The sequence below is a fragment of the Oceanicaulis sp. HTCC2633 genome (assembly GCF_000152745.1).
Lineage (GTDB): Bacteria > Pseudomonadota > Alphaproteobacteria > Caulobacterales > Maricaulaceae > Oceanicaulis.
Window position 1 is genome coordinate 686,522 of record NZ_CH672428.1, and the last position, 19,889, is coordinate 706,410.

At 64.1% G+C, this 19,889-nt stretch carries 19 protein-coding genes; 10 read left to right on the top strand and 9 right to left on the bottom strand.

The features are described 5' to 3' along the window. Position 1: 1 nt before the first annotated feature. The gene (gene accC / locus OA2633_RS03330) at positions 2–1,351 is read left to right on the top strand and encodes an acetyl-CoA carboxylase biotin carboxylase subunit (RefSeq protein WP_009801073.1); all 1,350 of its coding nucleotides are present in this window, start codon (positions 2–4) and stop codon (positions 1,349–1,351) included. 16 nt (positions 1,352–1,367) lie between these two features. Beyond that, positions 1,368–2,018, top strand: coding sequence for a leucyl/phenylalanyl-tRNA--protein transferase (gene aat / locus OA2633_RS03335; protein WP_009801074.1), 651 nt, complete (start codon positions 1,368–1,370; stop codon positions 2,016–2,018). Here the strand turns inward: aat and OA2633_RS03340 are convergent. Genes OA2633_RS03340 through OA2633_RS03350 form a run of 3 tightly spaced genes read right to left on the bottom strand, consistent with a single transcriptional unit; the run spans position 1,985 to position 3,387 of the window. Beyond that, complete coding sequence (locus tag OA2633_RS03340) at positions 1,985–2,458, bottom strand: DUF2155 domain-containing protein (protein WP_009801075.1); 474 nt, start codon at positions 2,456–2,458, stop codon at positions 1,985–1,987. The genes aat and OA2633_RS03340 overlap by 34 nt on opposite strands. A gap of 37 nt (positions 2,459–2,495) precedes the next feature. Continuing rightward, the gene (gene mlaD, locus OA2633_RS03345; RefSeq protein ID WP_009801076.1) at positions 2,496–2,969 is read right to left on the bottom strand and encodes an outer membrane lipid asymmetry maintenance protein MlaD; all 474 of its coding nucleotides are present in this window, start codon (positions 2,967–2,969) and stop codon (positions 2,496–2,498) included. 4 nt (positions 2,970–2,973) lie between these two features. Continuing rightward, a complete protein-coding gene (locus tag OA2633_RS03350) occupies positions 2,974–3,387 on the bottom strand; it encodes an NADH:ubiquinone oxidoreductase subunit NDUFA12 (RefSeq protein ID WP_009801077.1) in 414 nt (137 codons plus the stop codon). Positions 3,388–3,630: 243 nt separating this feature from the next. Between OA2633_RS03350 and OA2633_RS03355 the strand changes: the two genes are divergently transcribed. The 3 genes from OA2633_RS03355 (at position 3,631) to OA2633_RS03365 (ending at position 8,289) form a co-directional block, all read left to right on the top strand. Beyond that, complete coding sequence (locus tag OA2633_RS03355) at positions 3,631–6,231, top strand: ribonucleotide reductase-related protein (RefSeq protein ID WP_009801078.1); 2,601 nt, start codon at positions 3,631–3,633, stop codon at positions 6,229–6,231. 54 nt (positions 6,232–6,285) lie between these two features. Continuing rightward, positions 6,286–6,777 carry a pentapeptide repeat-containing protein gene (locus OA2633_RS03360; RefSeq protein WP_009801079.1) on the top strand — a complete coding sequence of 164 codons (492 nt, stop codon included), beginning with the start codon at positions 6,286–6,288 and terminating at the stop codon, positions 6,775–6,777. Positions 6,778–6,843: 66 nt separating this feature from the next. Continuing rightward, complete coding sequence (locus OA2633_RS03365; protein ID WP_009801080.1) at positions 6,844–8,289, top strand: pentapeptide repeat-containing protein; 1,446 nt, start codon at positions 6,844–6,846, stop codon at positions 8,287–8,289. A 62-nt stretch (positions 8,290–8,351) separates the two neighbouring features. Here the strand turns inward: OA2633_RS03365 and aspS are convergent, their stop codons facing one another. Beyond that, a complete protein-coding gene (gene aspS / locus OA2633_RS03370) occupies positions 8,352–10,169 on the bottom strand; it encodes an aspartate--tRNA ligase (RefSeq protein WP_009801081.1) in 1,818 nt (605 codons plus the stop codon). Between the two features lie 149 nt (positions 10,170–10,318). Here aspS and OA2633_RS03375 point away from each other — a divergent pair, with 149 nt between their 5' ends. From OA2633_RS03375 to rnd, 5 genes are all read left to right on the top strand, one after another. Then, the gene (locus tag OA2633_RS03375) at positions 10,319–11,047 is read left to right on the top strand and encodes a 1-acyl-sn-glycerol-3-phosphate acyltransferase (RefSeq protein WP_009801082.1); all 729 of its coding nucleotides are present in this window, start codon (positions 10,319–10,321) and stop codon (positions 11,045–11,047) included. Positions 11,048–11,330: 283 nt separating this feature from the next. After that, positions 11,331–11,945 carry a TetR/AcrR family transcriptional regulator gene (locus OA2633_RS16570; RefSeq protein WP_156776086.1) on the top strand — a complete coding sequence of 205 codons (615 nt, stop codon included), beginning with the start codon at positions 11,331–11,333 and terminating at the stop codon, positions 11,943–11,945. Between the two features lie 38 nt (positions 11,946–11,983). Then, positions 11,984–12,697 carry a 1-acyl-sn-glycerol-3-phosphate acyltransferase gene (locus OA2633_RS03385; RefSeq protein ID WP_009801084.1) on the top strand — a complete coding sequence of 238 codons (714 nt, stop codon included), beginning with the start codon at positions 11,984–11,986 and terminating at the stop codon, positions 12,695–12,697. After that, entirely contained in the window at positions 12,694–14,001 is a 1,308-nt protein-coding gene (locus tag OA2633_RS03390) for an MFS transporter (RefSeq protein ID WP_009801085.1), read from the top strand. The genes OA2633_RS03385 and OA2633_RS03390 overlap by 4 nt, the downstream gene beginning before the upstream one ends. A gap of 46 nt (positions 14,002–14,047) precedes the next feature. Continuing rightward, positions 14,048–15,202 (top strand): ribonuclease D, encoded by a 1,155-nt coding sequence (gene rnd / locus OA2633_RS03395; RefSeq protein ID WP_009801086.1) that lies wholly within the window; start codon positions 14,048–14,050, stop codon positions 15,200–15,202. Positions 15,203–15,312: 110 nt separating this feature from the next. On the opposite strand, the gene OA2633_RS03400 is transcribed toward rnd, so the two are convergent. From OA2633_RS03400 to crcB, 5 genes are all read right to left on the bottom strand, one after another. Continuing rightward, on the bottom strand, positions 15,313–16,845 hold the full coding sequence (locus OA2633_RS03400; protein ID WP_009801087.1) for an acyl-CoA carboxylase subunit beta: 1,533 nt from the start codon (positions 16,843–16,845) through the stop codon (positions 15,313–15,315). A gap of 230 nt (positions 16,846–17,075) precedes the next feature. Beyond that, a complete protein-coding gene (locus OA2633_RS03405) occupies positions 17,076–17,816 on the bottom strand; it encodes an ATP12 family chaperone protein (RefSeq protein WP_009801088.1) in 741 nt (246 codons plus the stop codon). Beyond that, positions 17,813–18,502, bottom strand: a complete 690-nt coding sequence (locus OA2633_RS03410) for an HAD-IA family hydrolase (RefSeq protein WP_009801089.1) — start codon at positions 18,500–18,502, stop codon at positions 17,813–17,815. The genes OA2633_RS03405 and OA2633_RS03410 overlap by 4 nt, the downstream gene beginning before the upstream one ends. Then, entirely contained in the window at positions 18,499–19,476 is a 978-nt protein-coding gene (locus OA2633_RS03415; RefSeq protein ID WP_009801090.1) for an RluA family pseudouridine synthase, read from the bottom strand. The genes OA2633_RS03410 and OA2633_RS03415 overlap by 4 nt, the downstream gene beginning before the upstream one ends. Further along, positions 19,473–19,859 carry a fluoride efflux transporter CrcB gene (crcB, locus tag OA2633_RS03420; protein ID WP_009801091.1) on the bottom strand — a complete coding sequence of 129 codons (387 nt, stop codon included), beginning with the start codon at positions 19,857–19,859 and terminating at the stop codon, positions 19,473–19,475. The genes OA2633_RS03415 and crcB overlap by 4 nt, the downstream gene beginning before the upstream one ends. Positions 19,860–19,889: the final 30 nt, after the last annotated feature.

Consider the following 19,889-nt stretch of genomic DNA (forward strand, 5'->3'; position numbering starts at 1 on the left):
CATGTTTGATAAAGTCCTTATCGCCAATCGCGGCGAGATCGCCTTGCGGGTCCACCGGGCCTGCAAGGAAATGGGCATCAAGACGGTCGCGGTGCACTCCGAAGCCGACGCCAACGCCATGCATGTGAAGCTGGCCGATGAAAGCGTCTGCATCGGTCCGCCGCCCGCCGGCCGCTCCTATCTCAACGTGCCCGCCATCATGGCCGCGGCCGAGATCACCGGCGCCCAGGCGATCCACCCCGGCTATGGGTTTCTGTCCGAGAACGCCCGCTTCGCCGAGATCGTGGAAGCGCACGGCCTGACCTTCATCGGCCCCACCGCGGAGACGATCCGCCTGATGGGCGACAAGATCACCGCCAAGCAGGCCGCCATGGACGCCGGCATTCCGGTCGTCCCCGGCTCTGACGGCGCGATCACCGACATGGACGAGGCCCGCAAGGTCGCCAAGGCCATCGGCTTCCCGGTGCTGATCAAGGCCGCATCCGGCGGCGGCGGTCGCGGCATGAAGGTCGCGGAAAGCGAAGACAAGCTTGAAAGCGCGCTGCAGACGGCCTCGTCCGAAGCCCAGGCGGCGTTTGGCGATGGCGCGGTCTATATCGAGAAATATCTCGGCAAGCCGCGTCATATCGAGATCCAGGTCCTCGCTGACCAGCACGGCAATGTGGTGCATCTGGGCGAGCGCGACTGCTCGTTGCAGCGCCGCCACCAGAAAGTCCTCGAGGAAGCGCCGTCAGTGGCGCTGGACGCCGAAGCCCGCGCCAAGATCGGCAAGGTCGTCACTGACGCCGTGAAGGCCATCGGCTATCGCGGCGCCGGCACGGTCGAGTTCCTGTATGAGAACGGCGAGTTCTATTTCATCGAAATGAACACCCGTCTTCAGGTGGAGCACCCGGTCACCGAAGCCATCACCCGTATCGACCTGGTGCGCGAGCAGATTCGCGTCGCAGCGGGCCACAAGCTCGATTTCACCCAGGACGACATCAAGTTCGAGGGCTGGTCCATCGAGTGCCGCATCAATGCGGAAAACCCGGAAACCTTCACGCCCTCCCCGGGCACGGTCACCGAATTCCATGCACCAGGCGGTCTGGGCGTGCGTCTCGATAGCGCGCTTTATACCGGCTACCGCATTCCGCCCTATTACGACTCCATGATCGGCAAGCTGATCGTGCACGGGCGCAATCGTGAGGAGGCCCTGCTGCGCCTCAAGCGCGCCCTGTCGGAAATGGTGGTGAGCGGGGTTGAGACCACCATTCCGCTGCATCTGGCGCTTCTGGAAGAACCTGCATTCCTCAGCGGGGACTACCATATCCGCTGGCTGGAAAGCTGGCTGGCCGAGCGCCAGGGCTCATAGACCGCGGAGATTTGTCATGCGCGGCTTCGGCGTTGAGGAATTGCTGGCTTGCTATGCACGCGGCGTATTCCCGATGGCGGAGTCGCGCAGCGACACGCGCGTCTATCTCCTGGAGCCCGATGAGCGCGGCGTGATCCCGCTCGACCGGTTTCACATCCCCAAATCCCTGAAGAAGACCGTTCGCCAGGATGCCTTCACCTTCACGGTGAACCGCTGCTTTGAGACCGTCGTGCGCAGCTGCGCCGCGCCCGCTCCCGGTCGCGAGGACAGCTGGATCAATGACCAGATCCTGATGCTCTATCTGGACATGCATGCCGAGGGCCATGCCCATTCCATCGAGGCGTGGAAGGACGGCAAACTTGCGGGCGGGCTCTATGGAGTCTCGCTGGGCGCGGCTTTCTTCGGGGAAAGCATGTTCTCGCGGGAGACGGACGCCTCCAAGGCGGCGCTGGTGGCGTTGGTGGCGCGGCTCCGCACGGGCGGTTACCAGCTGCTCGACACGCAATTCAATACGGACCACCTCAAGCGATTTGGCGCCGAGACGATCTCTCAGGCAAGCTATCGAGACCTGCTGGATGCGGCGATTGAACAGCCGTCAGATTTCTTCGCCCTGCCCGAAGGCGTCAACGGCGATCAGCTTCTGCAGTCGATCACCCAGACGTCATAGACGGGATGCTCCAGCGCGTTGAGCGCCGGGTTGGATGCAAACATCCAGCCCGAAAACATCAGCTCGCCTTCCGCCTGGACGCCAAAGCCGTCCGTCCGCCGATCCTCGATCTCGAGAAAGGCATAGACCTCCGGCGGCTCTTCCGGGGGACGTTTGCGGCAATAGGGCACGGTGATCGACAACGCGCCAAAGCGCACTTCCTCACCGATCGGGGCCTCAAAATCGCGCGTGCGGGCCGTCACCTTGTCCAGACCGCGCAGAACCACGACCGATCCCGGTTCGGAGGTCAGCTCCGGCGCCTCGGGATCTTCAAGGGCTTGCAGTCCGGACGGGGCTTGCTCAGGCGCCTCGGCGCTCTGGGCGAAGAGCGAAGCAGACGCCAGTGAGGCGACGGAAAAGGCTGTGGCGGCGGTAAGAAACAGGGTGCGGATCATGGTCATCACTGTGTCAGACGTTTGAGGCGAGACCAAGGCTGTCTCAGGAGCCAGACCCTTCGCTCTGCGAAGATCCGCGGTTCATCACCGCCTGACCAATGAGGTCAAACATGTCCACTGCGCCCTGCGTGTAGGAAATCTCACCACCCGCGGCCAGAACATCCATGTCGCCGCCCGGCTCGATCTCGACGAAGGAACCGCCCAGAAGACCGGCCGTCGCGATTTTCGCGGTGGAATCCGTGGGAATTTCGATATCGCCGCTCAGCTCGAGCTCGGCCTCGGCGAAATAGGTCTCCTGGTCGAGTCGAACCGCCGTCACGGTGCCGACGGGCACACCCGCTACCCGCACATCTGCTCCGCGCGTCAGATCCCCGACCGAGGAAAAGCGCGCCGTCAGCTTGTAACCGTCCGCACCCGAGCCGTCGTCCACCTGCCCCTGAGCGTAGATGAAGAACGCCCCCGCAGCGATGAGCACGATCAGACCCAGAACGGTTTCAAGGATGGCGCCGCCACGCATGGGCTTAATCCCCCGGGGTCCAGGCTTCGTAATCGGATGCGGTCGCCTGGCGCTGCCGGGCGGACCCAGCGGTCAGCGAGCCGGTCGGGCGATAGGCGTGAAGCGTGCCTGTCAGATTGGGCTGGTGCTCCTGCTCCCAGTCCTTGCGCGGCAGCGGCGTGTTGACCGGCGCTTCATCGAAGGTGTGATGCATCCAGCCGTGCCAATCTGAGGGCACGCGGGAGCCGTCGGCATAGCCATTATAAACGACCCAGCGACGGACCTTGCCGTCCGCGCCCGTGCCGCCCTTGCGTTCCTGATAGTATTTGTTGCCGAACTCGTCCTCACCGACGAGCTCGCCCGAGCGCCAGATCGTCCAGGCCGCGCCGGCTGAGGCGCCATTCCACCAGGTGAAAGCTTTTGACAGCAGGCCAAGCATGGCGTGCTCCTTCGAACTAAAACTCGTAACCGCTATATGCCCCTGTGCATGCTCCGGGTCCAGTCATGCACCCTCATTTGGGCGCCAAAACCCTGCTTTCAATCACGCAGCGTGGCCCTTTGGCCGCTCTAGCCAGCCAGTTTTCCACGTTCAGGTTAAGACCGTCCTGTTCAGTCTTCGACTCCGGACCAGAGGCTCCGGTACCATACGGGTGATTCGCGCGCCCGATCGGTAGGAGCCGTCATGAGCCAAAATCGTCGCCTGTCCCGCAAGGGCGTTTCACCGCTGGATGATTTCGCCTTCCTCAGCCGCCAGGCGGACAGCCCGGATCCCGATACCGTGGGTGAGGAATCTGAGGTTGAACTTCTGGCCCCCGAAGGCTGGGACGCGCGAAACATTGCGGCGCTGGTGGCGCTCAGCGACGCCCAGCCGGGTGATCAGCTCCACGCCGGGCATGTACTCGGCGAGCTGGCCGAGCTTCTGTCACAAGACAGCGAGGTCGAGCGGGACGAGATGCTGGCGAGCCTGCTTCATCGCGAAGCGGCTCCCGTTGCGGCCATGTGGCGCGGCGCCCCCCTGTCGTCCCAGAAGACCCGTCCTGTCATCGGCGCAGAGGGGCTGACGGACGCCCTTTATACGCTCAACGCCGCGGAGATGGGACAGGCCGCCGCCAATGTGGGCGCACGCGTTCTCGCCGAACGGCTGGAAGCTGTGGCCTTGGCCTGCGTCAATTGCGACGGCGCGGATGATGAGTGCTTCGACCCCCGCCGCAACCGCGCGCTGGCCCGCGCCGTGCGCGCGGCCCGACGCGACGGCGCGCCGGATCCCATGATCGAGCGCGCGATCGCTCGCGCCCGTCAGGGTCTGATCACGCCGGAACAGGGGCTGTTCGCCACGCCCCAGGCGCCGGAGCTGCCCGATGTTCAGCTTGATCCCGCCTTCTTTGAAGCTGTGGAAGCAGATGCGCGCCTGGCTGATGGCGAGAGCGCCCGCGCCGTCATGAACCGCCTGTCCGAAGCGGTCTGGACCCATGGCCGCCCGGTCCTGCATTTCACCGAACCGCAAGCGGTCACCCCGGCCGCCATCATTCTGAACCTGGCGCGGTTTGTTCGCGAGCAGACGCTGGATGAAGACGGGCTGGCCTACGCCGCGCGCCTGTGGGGCCAGACCGCCGCGCATCAATCAGGGTCGCTCTTGCTTGCGGGACTGGGGGCGTCCCTGACCGCTCTCGCCCTGCCCTTTGACAGCGAAGCGGCGCGAGACCGCGCCCAGCACATCCTGCGCATTGTGCGCAGCGAATGTCCGGCGCCCGTCAGCCTCGAACGCCCGGACGCGCTGGCGGCAGGACTGATCGGCGCGGAATCGGTTGGCGTTCATCCGCCTGCCGCGCTGGACGCGCCGGGCGGCCGGCAGTTCGCCGCTTGCGTGAACGCCGCTCTGAGCGCGCTGACGCAAGACGAGCAGATTGGCGCCCGCAGGCACGCGCTTGGCGCAGGCGCCCTTGCCGGTCACAGCGCCAACTGGATCACCCAACTTGAAAACGCCGGCGTGGATCAGGCCGGGTTTGCGCGCATTGACGCCGCCCTGAGCGACGGCGTGCCGTTGCGCTTTGCGATCAACCGCTGGAGCCTGGGCCCGGAAGTTGCGCGACGGTGCGGGTTGAGTCCCGAGCATTTTGACGAAGCCGGCCCGCGTCTTCTGGAAAAGCTGGGTGTGGACCCGCTCGAAGTCGTTGCGGCCGAACGCTATGTGCACGGCGCTGGACGCCTGGATGATTGTGAAATCCTGAGCCCCGAGCTGCGGGCGGTCTTCGCCGACCCGGCGCCCGAAGCGCGTCTCGCCATGGCGGAAGCGTGCGAGGATGTGCTGGAAGGCACGGCGAGCCTTGAGCTGGCGCTTCCAGGATCGAGCTCGATTGAGGAGCTGGGCGCCCTGATCGCCTCCAGCGCCCGTCGCGGTCTGACAGGCCTTTCCATCCGCCGTGAGGGTGATGCGCTCTACGATCTTCTGAACACCATCGAATACGAAACGGGCGACTCCGTGCGCCGCTCGGTGATCGCCGAGGAGCGCGTCGTCGAACGTGTGGTGGAGAAATATGTCGAGCGAGCCGCCGAGCGCCGCAAGCTGCCCGACCGACGCAAGGGCTATATCCAGAAATCCACCGTGGGCGGCCACAAGGTCTATCTGCACACTGGCGAGTTCGAGGATGGCGAACTGGGCGAGATCTTCATCGACATGCACAAGGAAGGCGCCGCCTTCCGCTCGCTGATGAACAATTTCGCCATCTCCATTTCCATCGGCCTGCAATACGGCGTGCCGCTTGAAGAATATGTGGACGCCTATCTGTTCACCCGCTTCGAACCTGCTGGCGATGTGGACGGCAACGACTCCATCAAGCACGCCAGCTCGATCCTCGATTACATCTTCCGCGAACTGGCGGTGAGTTATCTGGGCCGTGAAGACCTCGCCCAGACCGATCCGCACAATTACGATCCCGGCGGGCTGGGCAAAGGCGTCGAACAGGAGAAGCTGGTGCGAGAGGCCGATCCTGCGAGCCTGATCTCCAAGGGCTTCTCCCGAGGTCAGCTGCCCGACAATGTGGTCATGCTGGGGAGCCGCCCCAAGCCGGGAAAGTCTGAGGACGCTGCAGAAGGCAGCGGGTTCGAATTTGATCCCAAACCCAAATCTGGCGGCGGATCATCCGGCGGCGCCCATGTGGAGCGGCTGGAAGACCATATCGTCAACTATCATGGCGACCCCTGCCCGGAATGCGGACATTTCACCGTGATTGAAAACGCAGGTCTGTTGGGGTGCGATGCGTGCGGCTGGGCCGGAAAGGTCTAGGGGGCAGGCCTGAAACTTGCGAGACCCGGACCGGTAACTGACAGGGTATGCGCCATGATGAAACAGATTTCGGTCCTTCTGGGTCTCGCGCTGAGCGTCGCCAGCCCGGCTTTCGCCCAGAACGCCAGCGAGATAGCGCGCGTTCAAGCCGGCCAGTCCTGTCCGGGCTGCAACCTGTTCCAGGCGGATCTGAGCTATCTCGACCTTCCGGACGTGGATGTGTCCGGAGCGCGTCTGCGTCAGGCCGATCTCAGCCTGGCCACAATGAACCGGGCGAATTTCACCCGCACCAATCTGTCGATCGCCAACCTGTTCGGCGCCCGCTTCACCGCAGCGAGCTTCGCCTACGCCGATATGAGCCGGGTGACCGCGGTCGGCGCCTATTTTGGCGGCGCGGACCTGACGGGCGCGCGTCTGGACGGCGCGAATCTGTCGGGCGCCGAGATGGCTGCGACGCGCGGACTGACCCAGTCACAACTCGACCGCGCGTGCGGCGACGAAAGCACGCAATTACCGGCAGGGCTGTCGATTTCACCTTGCCGCTAAACGGGTTCACTGCAACTTACTACGAATTAAGTCGCTCCCTGACGGCAAGCGGACTACATCTAAATCATGCATTATCGCACCGTCATACTGGCTCTGGCGCTCAGCACGGTATTGTCCGCCCCCGGACAAGCCGGCGAACCGCATCGCCGTCTCTACATTGGCGGTGATTGTCGGTCCTGCGTATTCGCAGACGGCAACTTGGCCGGCGCCCAGATCGTGGGTGGCGACCTGTCCGGCTCCAATTTTTCCGATGCTCAGATGCTGGGCGCCCAGCTGGTGGACCTGAACCTGACGGGCGCGGACTTCATGGACGCCACCTTGACCGAGGCCCGTCTGTCCAATGTCACGCTCGACGGCGCCAATCTGCAGGATGCGCAATTGCAGCGCCTGCGCGCTCATCAGGTCAGCCTGCGCAGTTCGGATCTTCAGGATTCCGACCTTCAGGGCAGCGTCTTCCTGTTGTCTGACCTGACCGCCGCCAATCTGCGCGAAGCCAACCTGCCTGACTCCGTGTTCCGGCAAGCCGATTTCAGTCACGCCAATCTGCGCGACGCCAGTCTGACCCGGGCGCACTTTTTCGGAACCCGGCTGCGCGGCGTGGACGCCCGCGGCGGCCTGTTCCAGAACGTGATTTTCGAGAACACCGACCTCAGCTATGCAGACCTGCGCGACACCGAATTCTCGAATGCGCGTTTCATAGCGGTCAATCTGTCATCGACGGATCTGCGCGATGCGAGTGGTCTGACGGCGGAGAGCTTCCAGCATGTTTGCGGCGATGAGAACACCCGTCTGCCCTTCGACTACACGCTGACGCGCTGCTCGGAAGATGGCGCGCTGGTCTTCACGCTGCGCCGATCATCTGAGGCTGTGGCCGCTGTCCCTTCACCAAGCCTTGAAACCCAGCGCGACGAGCTGGAACGCGTCAGCGCCGAACTTGAAGCCGCGCTGGCCGAAAACGGTCTCACCAATCGCATGCGCGAGCGCGAAATGACTCTGGCCCTGCGTCAGGCCGTCGCCGAATTGCGCAGCGCCGCTCAGGACATCACCGTCCGCATCAACGAATCCGAAAGTCAGGACAGCGTCGAACTGGCGATCGAACAGGCCACGGCCGAAGTCGTCCGCGACTCCCTGCGCGTTGCTGCGCGCGCCCTCGCTGAAGCCCAGGCGAATGGCGATCTACAGGATGTGAGCTGGGAGTTCGACATTCATCCGACGGAGCTGGGCGATCACATCCGCACGATTCTCGAACAGGCGGGCCCTGCCCCGAAACCTGTCCTGGAGACGCCGTCCGATCCCGCTGCCGCCCCGGTTTTTCCGCCCAAGCAACCGACCCCGCGCATGCAGGCGGAGCTGGAGCGGATCGAGGCTCGTCGGGCCGAACAGGAGGCCGAGCGGGCGCGTCGCCAGCAGGAGGCCGCCCAGCGGGCCGAGGAGCGACGTCAGCGCCAGGAAGACCGCGACCAACGGCCCCAGCCGCCGCGACCGCCACAACCTCCCCAGGAAGAACGCTGAACCCATAAAAAAAACGGCGGGTCGATGACCCGCCGTTTTCCTGTCTGGCTGACGCCTGGCCCCTAGCCTTCTTTTTTGGCTTCGGGGACCACGGTGCGCAGGTGCAGTTCGCGCAGCTGACGCATCTCGGCCGGCGCCGGCGCGTTCATCATCAGGTCGCGGGCCTGCTGGTCTTTCGGGAACATCACGACTTCGCGCAGATTCTCCTGATCGGCCAGCATCATCACGATACGGTCCACGCCCGGCGCGATGCCGCCGTGCGGCGGGGCGCCATAGCGGAAAGCGTTGAGCATGCCGCCAAAGGCTTCTTCGACCACGTCCGCGCCATAACCGGCGAACTCGAAGGCTTTCAGCATGACGTCCGGGCGGTGGTTCCGGATGGCGCCCGAGGACAGCTCGATACCGTTGCAGACGATGTCGTACTGCCAGGCTTTCAGGCCCAGAAGCGTCTCATGGTCGTCCTTGCTGAGCGCCATGAACGCTTCGGGATCCATTTGCGGCATGGAGAACGGGTTGTGGGAGAACTCCACCTTCTTGTTCTCGTCATCCCATTCATACATGGGGAAATCGACGATCCAGCAGAAGCGGAAGACGTTCTTCTCAAACAGATCAAGCTCACGGCCGACCACGTCGCGCGCCTTGCCGGCGAAGCTGGCGAAGGCGGACGGCTCGCCCGCCGCGAAGAAGACCGCGTCGCCAGCCTCAAGGCCCAGCTGGGTGCGGATCGCATCGGTGCGTTCGGGGCCGATATTCTTGGCGATCGGGCCCGCGCCTTCCAGCGCGCCGTTCTCTTCACGCCAGAAGATGTAACCCAGACCCGGCTGACCCTCTTTCTGCGCCCAGGAATTCATCCGGTCGCAGAAGGCGCGGCTGCCGCCCTTGGGAGCCGGGATCGCCCAGACTTCCACTTTCGGGTTCTTCTCGATCATGCCCGCAAAGACCTTGAAGCCCGAACCGGCGAAATGCTCGGTGACGGCTTCCATCTCAATCGGGTTGCGCAGATCTGGCTTGTCCGAGCCGTATTTGCGCATGGCTTCGGCGTACGGGATGCGCGGGAAAGCGCCTTCAGGCACTTCACGGCCATCGGCGAATTCGTTGAACACGCCCGCCAGAACCGGCTCGATCACGCCGAACACTTCGTCTTGGGTGACAAAGCTCATTTCCATATCGAGCTGGTAGAATTCACCCGGCGCCCGGTCGGCGCGGGCGTCTTCGTCACGGAAGCAGGGCGCGATCTGGAAGTAGCGGTCAAAGCCGGACACCATGATCAGCTGCTTGAACTGCTGCGGCGCCTGGGGTAGCGCGTAGAAATGGCCCGGATGCAGACGGGACGGCACCAGGAAGTCGCGCGCGCCTTCGGGCGAGGACGCCGTCAGGATCGGGGTCTGGTATTCGGTGAAACCTTCATCGACCATGCGGCGGCGCAGGGAGTCGATGATCTTCGAACGCAGCACGATGCGCTTGTGCAGGCTCTCCCGGCGCAGGTCGATATAGCGGTGCTTCAGGCGCACTTCCTCGGACCAGTCCGGCTCGCCGAACACCGGCAGCGGCAGCTCCTCGGCGGCGGACTGGACCACAAGGTCTTCCACCAGCAGCTCGATCTCGCCCGTGGGCAGGTTCGGGTTGATGGTGTCCTCGGTGCGCGCCACGACCTTGCCGGTCACGGTGACCACACTCTCTGCGCGCATGCGCTCGAGGGTCGCGAAATTGGGATTATCAGGCTCCAGCACGCATTGGGTCAGACCGTAATGGTCGCGCAGGTCCACGAACAGCAGACCGCCATGGTCGCGTTTACGGTGGATCCAGCCGGAAAGACGCGCGGTTTCGCCCATTTGGGCTTTGCGCAGCTGTCCGCAGGTATGAGTGCGATAGGCGTGCATGGAAATTCGTCCGTTTCAATTGGGCGGTCGAGAAGCGGTTGGAAAAGGAACGTTTGCGGCCTTTCTGTCAAGCCATGCAACAGAGTTAAGCGCAAAGCGCTGCACACTGAGCGCTTGTGAGGCGGAGCGAACACAACGAATTTGCCTCCATGCGCGCCAAGATCTTCCATACCGGCTTCTGGGCGCTGGCGGGAACGCTGGCGATTCTGTGCTCACCGCTTCTTCTATGGCCGGGCCCGAGACCTGCGACATTCGCCATCGGCGCGTTCGCCAAACTCTTCCGGCGCTGGCTGCAACTCTGCGGCGTCAGGGTCGAGTATCGCGGCCTTGAGCATATTCCGAAGGATCAGCTCGTCATCCTCGCCGCCAAGCACCAATCCTATGGCGACGGCCTGTGTCATCTCGCGCGTGACCCCGCCCTCGCCTACGTCATCGGCGACCATATGCTGCGCTTCCCGCTGGTCGGCCTCTACCTTCAGCGCGCCGAAGCGGTGGTGGTGGACAATGACGCCGGCCGGCGCGCCAATGGCGCGCTGGATGAAGGCGTGGCGCGTCTGGCGCGAGACAGCCGCTCGGCCCTGATCTTTCCCGAAGGCGGCCTGACGCCCGTCGGCGGCGGACGCCGCTTCCGCAAGGGCGTACACCGTCTGGCCCAGACTCTGGATCGTCCAGTCATCCCCGTCGCCACCAATCTGGGCTGTTTCTGGCCCGAACAGGAGCCGGTGCTCTATCCGGGCACGGCCGTGATCGAATTCCTGCCTGCTATGAGCGCAGATACAGACAGCCGCAGTTTCATGACAGAGCTTCAGACGCGTGTGGAGGCCCGTACGCGGGAGCTGGAGGCGGAAGCCCTGGCGTCGAGATCACACATCGCCTGACCCGGCGAGTTTCATCCCCCTCACCGATGCCGCGCTAGAGACCGGGTTTCCCCTGGATCATCTTCACCTTCAGAACCCTTCGCCTCCCATGGTCCACCTGAGATGGTCCGTCTACGACCATGTTTCGCCCGGGAGTTTGCGAAACGAGAGCACAAGAGTGAGTGAACACTCACTCAGTATTGACAGCCCCGATTTTGAAAGGCAGATTGACGGCGCGGTGAGTGAACGCTCACTCGGCATACGAGCGCCCTCCAAGACAGGGCTGAGAGAACTGGAGATGACAATGGCGAATGACGCACTTCCGGACGCCCCTGACCCGCGCGGCGTGACGGCCGTGGACGGCACCGCCAAGGCGCGGATCGAACGCGCGGCGCTGGTGCTGTTCTCACAAAACGGCGTCGACGCGGTCTCCACCCGCGAGATCGCCGGCGCCGCTCAAGTGGCGGAAGGCTCGATCTACCGTCACTTCAAGAGCAAGGAAGTGCTGGCCGAGGCCCTGTTCGAGGCCATCCACTCACGCCTGTTCGATCTCGTTGAAACCGCGCTGGAAGACGCGGACGGGTTTGAGGACGCCGTGACCCGCGTTGTGGAGGTTTATTGCGAGGCGGCGGACGAAGACCCGGCGCTGTTTGAATACCACCTCATCCACATGTTCCGCTTTGGCCGCACAGACCGTGAGGGCCGCCCCGACCCGGTCCGCCTCATCGCAGAGGCCGTCGCGCGGGGCATCGAGGCTGGCGACTGTCCGCCCGGCGATCCGGAGCTGAAGACCGCCGCCGCGCTCGGCGTGGTGCTCCAGCCCGCCGCTCACCGCATGGCTGGACGGCTGCACGGCTTGATGACCGTGCGCAAGGCCGAGCTGGCCCGCGCTGCGCTCGCCGCCCTCAAGGGAGCCTGATCCACTCCCCTTTTCACGACGGCTACAGGAGGATTCCCATGATCCGCTCCGCCGCCTATTTCGTCGCCTACTGGCTGATCACCGTGATCTTTGCGCTGGTCTGCTCGCTGCTGGCGCTTATCCCAGGCCGCAAGCCCCTCGCCTATGGAATCCAGATGTACGGCTCGGCCCAGCGGGTCGCGCTCTATTTCATCGCCGGCGTCAGCGTCGAGGTGCGCGGCCGGGACCGCCTGCCGCGCCAGCCCGCCGTGATCGCCGCCAAGCATCAGAGCTGGGGCGATGGCTTCGTGATGATCTCCGAACTCGCCAATCTGTCCTTTGTGGCGGGCGACCACCTCTATCGCTTCCCGCTTGTCGGCCGCATCCTGAAAAAGCTGGGCGCCATCGTGCTGTCCAATGGCGGCGGCGATGGGGCCCGCGCCCGGATGAATGAGGGGCTGGACGTGCTGCGCGGCGAAGGCCGCGACGTTCTGATCTATCCCGAGGGCCATCTGGCCGCGCCGGGCGAGAAACATGCCTATCGCAAGGGCGTCTGGCACCTATACGCTGATCTCAACCGGCCTTGCGTTCCGGTGGCCACCAATCTGGGCCTCGCCTGGGACCAGCAATCCTTCCGCAAAACCCCGGGCCGCGCTGTCGTGGAGTTTCTCGACCCGATCGAACCCGGCCTTGAGAAGGATGCATTCATGGAACGGCTGGAAGCCGTGATCGAAGCGCGCACCGACGCGCTGGTGAAGGAGGGGCTGAAATGAGCCTGAAGATCGTCTCTGCGCTGATGACCCAGCGTCGCTTCCTGCCGCTCTGGATCGCCCAGACCCTGGGCGCCTTCAATGACAACCTGTTCCGCTATGCGCTGGTGGCGCTGGCGACCTATCAGGGCTGGACGGTGTTCGGCCTCGACAATCAGATCATGGTGCCTTTGGCGGCCACCGCCTTCACCGTTCCGATCTTCGCCTTCTCCGCCATTGCGGGTCAGGTGGCGGACCGGTTTGACCGCACGAAGATCATGCGCATCGCCAAGTTCGCCGAGATCATCCTGATGATCCTCGCCGCCATCGGATTCTTGTTCCAGCTGCCGCTGGCGCTCCTCGTCACGCTCTTCCTGATGGGCGTGCAATCGACCTTCTTCCTGCCCGCGCGCAATTCCGCGCTGCCCTCTCTGATGGCGCCCGAAGAGCTCGTCCCCGCCAATGCCGCGCTCTCGGGCGCCATCAATGTCGCCATCCTTGTGGGCGCCATTGGCGGCACGCTGCTGATCGCGCCGGACTGGGGCGTGCCCCTGATCAGCGCGCTTCTGGTGGTGATGGCCGTGCTGGGCTGGTTCGCCATGCGCCAGCAAACCCCGGCCCCGGGCGGCAATCCGGATCTCAAGGTCCGCTGGGGCGTTCTGGGCGTGGTCTGGGAAACCCCGCGCATGCTGGGCTTTGCGTTCCGGGCGCCGGACGTGATGCGGCCCTTGCTGGGCGTGGCGTGGTTCTGGATGCTGGCCGCGGCGGTCATCACCGTGCTGCCGCTCTTCACACGCGATGTTCTGGGCGCGGATGAAGGCGTGGTTGCCGTCTTCCAGCTGATCTTCACCATTGGCGCGGCTCTGGGCGCAGTGATCTGCGGGTCTCTGGCCAAATCCGGCGACGCCCTGCGTTTCTCGCTCATTGGCGCGATCATGCTGACCGTCTTTCCGACCGATATTGCGCTCTACACGCTCGGTCGCACGCCCGGCGAGGCGTTGATCAGCGCCGACGCCTTCCTGACAGATCGCGCGAACTGGCGGATCCTGTTTGATCTTGCGGCCTCGGCGGTTGGCGGCGGACTGTTCCTGGTGCCCTTGCAAGCCATGGCGCAACGTCGCGCGAAGGAAGAGATGCGCGGGCGCCTTCTGGCGGCGTCCGGCGTGCTCAACGGGCTGGGCGGCACTCTGGGCCCGCTGGTGCTGCTTGTGATCGGGGCCAGCGCCCTGCCCTTGCAGGCCGCTTATGGATTTGTCGCCCTGGGCTCTTTGGGGGCCGCGCTTTTCATCATCTGGCGCATGCTGGCGCGGCGAAAAAGCGCTCAGTGAGCAGAAGGCTCGCCAAAGGGCGAAGTTCGGTATAATCGAGCACGCTATGGAATGGATCGCCGATACTGAGTCCCTCGCCCAGGCGTGCGCCAAGCTGCGCCAGGCTGAATATGTCGCCGTAGACACAGAGTTTATGCGCGAAAGCACCTTCTGGCCGCAGCTGTGCCTGATTCAGGCCGCAGGCGATGACACAGAAGTGCTGATCGACCCTCTGGCCGAAGGCCTCGACCTTCAACCCTTCTATGATCTTCTGACCGATCAGAACGTCATCAAGGTCTTCCATGCCTGCCGGCAGGATCTGGAGATCTTCTTCCACGAAGGCGGCGGCATCATCCCCAAACCGCTCTTTGACAGCCAGATCGCGGCCATGGCCGTGGGGCTGGGCGACTCGATCTCCTACGACAATCTGGTGCGCGCGCTGGTGAAGGTGAATCTCGACAAGGGGTCGCGCTTCACCGACTGGTCGCGCCGCCCGCTGTCGGACAAGCAGAAGGAATACGCGCTCGCCGATGTGACCCATCTGCGCGACCTGTTCCCGATCCTGCGCGAGAAGCTCGCCAAGGTGGGCCGCGAGGCCTGGCTGGCCGAGGAGATGAAGACCCTCACCGACCCGGCCACCTATGAAATGCACCCTGAAGACGCGTGGAAGCGTCTGAAGCTGCGCAAGACCACCGCAAAATGGTTGGCGGGCCTGAAGGCCGCCGCGCTGTGGCGCGAGACCGAGGCGCAGACCCGCGACATTCCCCGCTCGCGCATCATCAAGGATGATGGCCTGTATGAGCTGGCCCATGCCGCCCCGACCTCGCTCGATGATCTCAAGGGCCTGCGCGCGGTGCCCAAGGGCTTTGAACGCTCAAAACCGGCCGAGCGCCTGATCGCGCTGATGACCGAAGCGCTGGCGGACCCCAAGGCCTATGCCCCCAAGGTGGACAAGCCCGAAGCGAGCCCGCCCAATCTGGGCCCGATCATCGAAATGCTGAAAGTCTTCCTCAAGGTCGTGTCCGACCAGGAAGGCGTCGCCAGCCGCCTGATCGCCACCGTGCCCGATCTGGAAAAACTCGCCGCCGACGACAATGCCGACATCCCCGCCCTCAAGGGCTGGCGTCGGGACGTCTTTGGCGCCGAAGCCCTGCGCCTCAAACGCGGCGAGCTGGCGCTGGTGCTGGAAAACGGCAAGGTCGAAGCTGTCGAGCTGGAATAGCGGTTTCGCTATGGGTCCCCGGATCAAGTCCGAGGACCGAGATACAAGCGCATAACGAAAAAGCCCCGGTCCAGATGACCGGGGCTTTTCAGTAATCAGTGCGACACGCTTTAGAGCGGAATATTGTCGTGCTTCTTCCAGGGATTGGTGAGTTCCTTGTTGCGCAGGGTGCGCAGGGCCTTGATCAGGCGGAAGCGGGTGTTGTGCGGCTGGATCACATCATCCAGGAAGCCGCGTGAGGCCGCGACGAACGGGTTCGCGAAGCGGTCTTCATAGGCCTTGGTGTGTTCGGCCATCTTGGCTTCATCACCCAGATCCTTGCGGTGGATGATTTCCGCCGCGCCCTTGGCGCCCATCACCGCGATTTCCGCGCTCGGCCAGGCATAGTTGATATCGCCGCGTAAATGCTTGGACGCCATCACGTCATAGGCGCCGCCATAGGCCTTGCGCGTGATGACAGTCAGCTTGGGGACGGTGGCTTCGGCATAGGCGAACAGAAGCTTCGCGCCATGCTTGATCAGCCCACCATACTCCTGCTTGGTGCCCGGCAGGAAGCCCGGCACGTCCACAAAGGTGATAAGCGGAATTTCAAAGGCGTCGCAGAAACGCACGAAACGCGCGGCCTTCTTGGAGGCGTCAATGTCGAGCACGCCCGCGAGCGAGAGCGGCTGGTTGGCGACGAAGCCCACGGTCTGGCCTTCCAGACGGCCAAAGCCCACCACGATATTGGTCGCATAGTCGGGTGCGATTTCATAGAAATCGCCCTCATCGGCCACTTTCTCGATCAATTCCTTGATGTCATAGGGCTTGTTCGGGTTCGGCGGAACCAGCGTATCAAGGCTCGGCTCGGCGCGGTCGGGCGCGTCGAACACCTCCCGGAGCGGCGGCTTTTCACGGTTGGACGCCGGCAGGAAGTCGATCAGGCGACGGACCTGAACCAGCGCCTCGATATCGTTCTCGAACGCGCCCTCGGCGACGCCGGATTTCTTGGCGTGGACGGACGCGCCGCCTAGCTCTTCATGGGTGACGACCTCGTTGGTGACGGTTTTCACCACGTCGGGGCCGGTCACATACATGTAGGAGGTGTCCTTCACCATGAAGATGAAGTCGGTGATGGCGGGCGAATAGACATCGCCGCCCGCGCACGGGCCCATGATGACGGAGATCTGCGGGATCACGCCCGAGGCCAGCGTGTTGCGCTGGAAGATCTCGGCATAGCCGCCCAGCGCGTCCACGCCTTCCTGGATACGGGCGCCGCCGGCGTCAAACAGGCCGATGATCGGCGCGCCGTTCTTCAGCGCCGCGTCCTGCACCTTGCAGATCTTGCGGGCGTGGGCGGCGGACAGCGAGCCGCCGAACACGGTGAAATCCTTGGCGAAAACATAAACCAGACGGCCATTGATCGTGCCGGAGCCCGTCACCACGCCATCGCCGGGGGTCTTCTTGTCGGCCATGCCGAACTCGGTGCAATCATGCTCGACGAACATGTCGAGCTCTTCAAAGCTGCCTTCGTCCAGCAGCACGTCCAGACGCTCGCGCGCGCTCAGCTTGCCCTTTTCATGCTGGGCCTTGATGCGGGCTTCGCCCCCGCCCATGCGGGCCGCTTCACGTTTCGCGTCGAGCTGTTCCAGGACGGCTTTCATCAGCCTTCACTCCCAAGTTTTTTGTTCGTTGTGAGCTAGCTAGCACCGGTCTGGCGGTGGGCGCAAATCATGGGTGGTGCTGAGCTGAATTCCCTCATCCTCTTTCCCCGCATAGGCGGGGATCCAGAGGTAATGAAACGTTGAGCTCTCGGCTCTGGGCCCCCGCCTGCGCGGGGGAAGAGAAGTGAGTGGGTTTGGTCGCTCCGCTTGGCCGGGATTCAACGTCTGAGCTAAAGCCCCGCCTCATCAAGCGCCCGCATGACGGTCTCGCTGGCGATGAGATCGCGCTTGCGGTTGGCGGCGGCGAGCGCGGCTTCGGCGTCTTCGCCCCAGCGCTCGATCTGATAATCGTCATCCACGCGCGCCGCTTTCCAGACGGCTTCGGCGTCCGCCTCGCCTTCGAGCAGCGCGAACGCCAGGATCGCCGAGCCAAGGATGGGCGTGACGCTGACCAGAGCCGTCAGACGCAGATCATCCTGCGCCAGAGCGCGGGCCTTGAGCGCCGCGATGGAGCTTTCAGGCTGTTCCAAAGCCAGCACGGTCGCAGCGGCGTTGAGCGGCGCGTCGAGCGCGGTTTTCGCCCATTCGAGATACGGGTCCCACAGTTCCGCCTGACGGGCGGCGAGCTGGGACTCCTCAGCGCGATGGCTCAGAAGGTCAGTGCGGCCGAAATTCGCCACTTCCTCGGCTGCGCCTTCGCGCACCGCTTCCATCCGGTCGAGCGCCACGTGCAGGATGCGGGTGATCGGCATGGTGAAAGGGTCGATCACCGTCTCCTGCGCCGCCCATTCCGCCGCGAGCGCCGTCGCCAGCGTTTCGGACGGCACGTGCAGGGCGCGCTTGGCCGGGGTCTTCACTGGACGTCCATCGAGCAGGATCGACCAGCCGCCCTCGCCGGGCTGAGTGCTGACCTCCTTATAGAACCGCTTGGGCAGTTCCCGGTTCTCGGCTTTCGCCTTGGACATGCTCATGCCGCGCTGGCTCCGTTTTCCGCAAAGGCGTCGAGCGCCGCATTCAGACAGTCAAATTCATCATGGATGGAGTGGGCGCCGCCCTCGGCGATCTCCTCAGGGGTGTGAAAGCCCCAGCTGACGCCCAGCGCATGAGTATTCGCCGCTCGCGCCATGCGCATATCCCAACTGGTGTCGCCAATCATCACGGTGCGATGGGCGTCGACGCCGGTTTCCTTCATCGCATCCAGCACCATGCGCGGATCGGGCTTGCCCGCCCCGCCATCCACGGTCTGGAAGGTCTGGAAGTATCTGTGCAGGTCGTGATGCTCGAACACGATGTCGAGCCCGCGCCGCGCCTTGCCGGTCGCCACGCCCAGAAGCCAGCCCTCATCGGCGAGCCGTTCAACGGTTTCTTTCGCGCCCGCATAGAGCGGTTCTGAGAACCCGTCCTGGGCGCGCATCTCCACAAAGGCCTGCTTGTAGAAATTCGCCAGCTCGGGCACGCGCTCGGCGGGATAGTCGGCCGGGGCGAGTTGTGCGACGGCCTCGCCCAGCTCCAGCCCGACGATCATGCGAACCCGGTCATACGTGATCTCGCCCAAACCGGCGCGATCAAAGGCGCGTGTCATGGCGCGGTGGATCACCTCGCGGCTGTCAACGAGCGTGCCGTCAATATCGAAGACGGCGAGCTTGAGTTCGCTCATTCGAGCGCCTCCTCGACCAGCATCAGATTGTCGCCCGGATTGAACCCGAGCGCGTCAAAGCTGTCGGCCATGTGTTTGGGCAGGTCCGCCTCGATCACCAGCGGTTTCTGGCCTTCGCGCGGAATCTCGATCTTGCGCGCATGCAGGTGCAGCTTGCGCGACAGGCCTTCGGGATCGGGATAATCGCAGGTGTACTTGCCGTCGCCATAGATCGAATGCCCCATGGCCTGCATGTGCACGCGCAGCTGATGGGTGCGCCCGGTCTCGGGCCGCAGCACGACCCAGCTTGCCCGCGCGCCGGCATTGTCGGCCACCGCATAGCGGGTCAGCGCATGCTGGGCGCCCTCCTCGCCATGGCGGGCGCCGACCATCAGCTCGCGATCGCCTTCCATGGATTTCTTCATGAAGCCCTTGATCTCGCCCGCGCGCGGCGCCGGAAGCCCCAGGCAGATCGCCCAATAGGTCTTCTTCACGTCACGGGTCTGGAACAGGCGCGCCAGACGCTTGGCGCTCTGGGCGGTCTTGGCCACCACCAGAACGCCGGAGGTGTCCTTGTCGAGCCGATGCACCAGCCTGGGCTTCTGATCACCCTTGCCGAAGGCCTGCAGCAAATGATCCAGATGCATCGTCACCTTGGAGCCGCCCTGCACCGCCAGTCCCGGCGGCTTGTTCAGCGCGATCATCTGCTTGTCTTCATAGATCACCAGCGAACGCGCGAACTGCGCATCCTGACGGGTGATCGAGCCCTGCTCGCGCGGCTCGCCGGCGTCGGGCATGGGCGGCACGCGCACGGACTGGCCCGCGCTGAGGCGCTGATTGCCTTTGGCCCGGCCGCCATCCACGCGAATCTGGCCGGTGCGCAGCAATTTCTCGATCATGCCATGGCTGACATGGGGAAAATGCTTCTTGAACCAGCGATCGACGCGCATCTCGTCTTCATCGCGGGTGACTTCAACCGTCTGTACTCCGCTCATGCGGCAAACACCTTTCGCGCCAGGATCAGCCCGACGAACACTGCGGCCAGAGAAGCCATCAGCGTTCCGCCCGCATAGATCGCGGCCATCACATAAGTCTTGCGCTCTATCATCACCAGCACATCCAGGGAGAAGGCGCTCATCGTCGTGAACGCGCCCAGAAACCCGACGCCCAGCGCATAGCGCAGCTCGGTGGCGTCCGGACGGCCAGCACTGGCCAGCCAGCCCACCAGCAGCCCCATCATCAGACAGCCCAGCACATTCACCGTGAACGTGCCGTACGGCCATTCCGGCCCGATGAGCCTGAGACCCGCCTGATTGACGAAGTGCCGCGACACCGCGCCCAGCGCGCCGCCCAGCGCTATGAGAAGCACATGTTGCATGGGCGAGAGGGTTAGGCGCGTGAGCGCGAT